The following is a 2,373-nucleotide window of genomic DNA, read 5'->3' as shown; positions in this document are numbered from 1 at the left end:
ATCGACCGGGTCGGCGACATCGCCGAGCCGCTGCCGCGGACGCTGTGCTGGTCGGCGGCCTGGGAGATGACCCGTGAGGCCGAGCTGCGGGCGCGTGACTTCGTGACCCTCGTGCTGAACGGGCTCGCGGCCGAGAGCGAGGTCGGCGTCGTGCAGCGGCTGCTGCTGCAGGCGCAGACGGCGCTGGCGTCCTACGCCGAGCCGCGCTGGGCGGTCGAGCAGGGGTGGCCCTCGTTCGTCGGGACGCTGCTCGACCTCGCCCGGCGCGCGGAGCCGGGCTCCGACCACCAGCTCGCCATGGTCAACTCGCTGGCCGGGTCGGTGCTCACCCCGGAGGCGATCGAGGCGATCCAGGGGTGGCGCGACGAGACCGCACCGCTCGAGGGACTCGTCGTCGACACCGACCTGCGCTGGCGGCTGCTGCACGCGCTCGTCGCGCACGGCGCGGCGGGCGGCGCGGACGTCGAGGCCGAGCTGGCGCGCGACAACACCGCGACCGGGTTGCGGATGGCCGAGCGGGCGCGGGCGCTGATCCCGACGCCGGAGGCCAAGGCGACGGCGTGGGACCGCGCGGTGCACGACGACGCGCTGCCCAACGCGATCAACGCCGCGATCATCATGGGCTTCTCGCACCCCGCCCAGGGCGCACTGCTGGCCCCCTACACCGAGAAGTACTTCGCCGAGGTCGACGCGGTGTGGGGGCGGCGCTCGTCCGAGCAGGCCCAGCCGATGGTGCAGGGCCTCTTCCCGTCGTGGGCCGTCGAGCAGGCGACGGTGGAGGCGGCCGACCGCTGGCTCGCCGACGAGCACCCGGCCGCGCTGCGCCGCCTGGTCTCCGAGGGGCGTGCGGGGATCGTCCGGGCCCTCGCGGCGCGCGAGTTCGACAGCGGGGCCAGCTAGTCGCGCCAAGCCGACGCCGAGGGAGCGCTCGTGCCTCGCGCTCCCTCAGACGTCAGCGGCGCGTCCTGTGGTCGCCTAGTGCTTGCTCCCCGCATGGTCGCCCAGCACGCGCAGGCCCTCGACGATGCCGCCCACCAGGTCGCCCTCGGTGAACCGCGACACCATCGACCCGACGGCGATCTTGGCGCCCTGGTCGTCGACCCGGCGCACCGACTCCTCGCCGGTGACGACCTCGACGACGCGCTCGCCGGGCGACACGGCGATCAGCACGGCGTCGGCCGCCGCGTCCCCGAGGGTGGCGTGGAGCTCCTCGGCCCGCTCGCGGGTCCGGGCCCCGAGGGCACCGACCCACAGCGTGAACAACAGCCCCGTCTCGGCCGAGGTCCGCGTCAGGGCCTCGTCGATGCGGGAGAGCTGGGACGACGAGAAGGGGACGTGGTCGTCCTCCGAGTGGAGGTCCGCCGCTTCGGAGATGCGCCCGGAGGCGGTCGGGATGCGCGAGTGGCCGGCGACCGGCTCCTCGGCGAGGCCCCCGCCGCTGATGATCGGGGTCTCGCCGGAGCCCGCCTGCCGGCGCGCCACCTGTCCCGTGGTCTCACCAGGTGCCACGTGCGCCTCCTCGGGCCGTCCGGGTCGCGGTGGTGCCGACGGCGTCGACGGTCGGCTCGGGCAGGCCGGTGCCCTTGGGGTTGCCGATCCACCACACCGGGTCGTGGGGCCAGTCGTCGCCGACCCGGTAGCGCGCCGCCCGGCGACCGGACGGACGCACGTTGGCGCCCAGCAGGAGCGCCAGGACGACGATCGGGATCACCCCGTAGATCAGGAACGTCACGATCGGGCTCACGGGAGCGAACCGTAGTGGAAAGTGCCTGCGACGTCGTGTCGTAGCGCCGGACGGCGCTCCGCCTCACCACACCGGCGGACGGCGCCCCGACCACGGCCGGGCGGCCTCCAGCTCCGCCCCGAGGGCGACGAGCAGGGCCTCCTCCCCGCGGCGCCCCCGCAGCGTCACCCCCACCGGCAGGGTCGTGCCGTCCACCTCCGGCCAGCCGAGCGGCAGTCCGATCGCCGGCTCGCCGGTCAGGTTCGCGATCGCCGTCCATGGCGTGAACGCGACCTGGCGGGCGAAGTCGGTCTCCGGGCCGTCGGCGGAGAACCAGCCGACGGGGCGCGGCGGCAGCGCCACCGACGGGGTGAGCACCGCGTCGAGCCCGGCGCGGGCCGCGACGATCCGGCGGGTCTCGACCTGCGCGACGTGCAGGGCGCCCATCGCCGCCGCCGGGCCGACCTCCCGGCCGCGGGCCCGCAGCAGCCGGGTGAGCGGCTGGAGGTGCTCCTCGTCCTCCGGGGCGACCGGCTCGGCCAGGGCGAGCACCGCCCACAGCGTCAGGAAGGCCTCGATCGCCTCGTCGGACAGGCGCACGTCCACCGGCTCCACGGTGTGCCCGAGCCCGGCGAGCAGCCCCGCCGTGT

4 protein-coding genes are annotated in these 2,373 nt (G+C 75.6%); 1 reads left to right on the top strand and 3 read right to left on the bottom strand.

What is annotated here, in order from left to right:
- On the top strand, positions 1-900 hold a 900-nt coding region (locus AC0CYZ_RS02980; RefSeq protein WP_472212201.1), incomplete at its 5' end, for an ERAP1-like C-terminal domain-containing protein.
- 75 nt (positions 901-975) lie between these two features.
- Here AC0CYZ_RS02980 and AC0CYZ_RS02975 read toward each other — a convergent pair.
- The 3 genes from AC0CYZ_RS02975 to AC0CYZ_RS02965 form a co-directional block, all read right to left on the bottom strand.
- The gene (locus AC0CYZ_RS02975; protein WP_472212199.1) at positions 976-1,509 is read right to left on the bottom strand and encodes a DUF5130 family protein; all 534 of its coding nucleotides are present in this window, start codon (positions 1,507-1,509) and stop codon (positions 976-978) included.
- Entirely contained in the window at positions 1,496-1,744 is a 249-nt protein-coding gene (ctaJ, locus tag AC0CYZ_RS02970; protein ID WP_472212197.1) for an aa3-type cytochrome oxidase subunit CtaJ, read from the bottom strand. The genes AC0CYZ_RS02975 and ctaJ overlap by 14 nt, the downstream gene beginning before the upstream one ends.
- A gap of 63 nt (positions 1,745-1,807) precedes the next feature.
- The coding region (locus AC0CYZ_RS02965; protein WP_472212196.1) for an amidase family protein at positions 1,808-2,373 on the bottom strand (566 nt) is incomplete at its 5' end.

It is taken from the genome of Actinomycetospora sp., from assembly GCF_055612215.1.
This window is presented reverse-complemented; position numbering and strand designations above follow the sequence as displayed.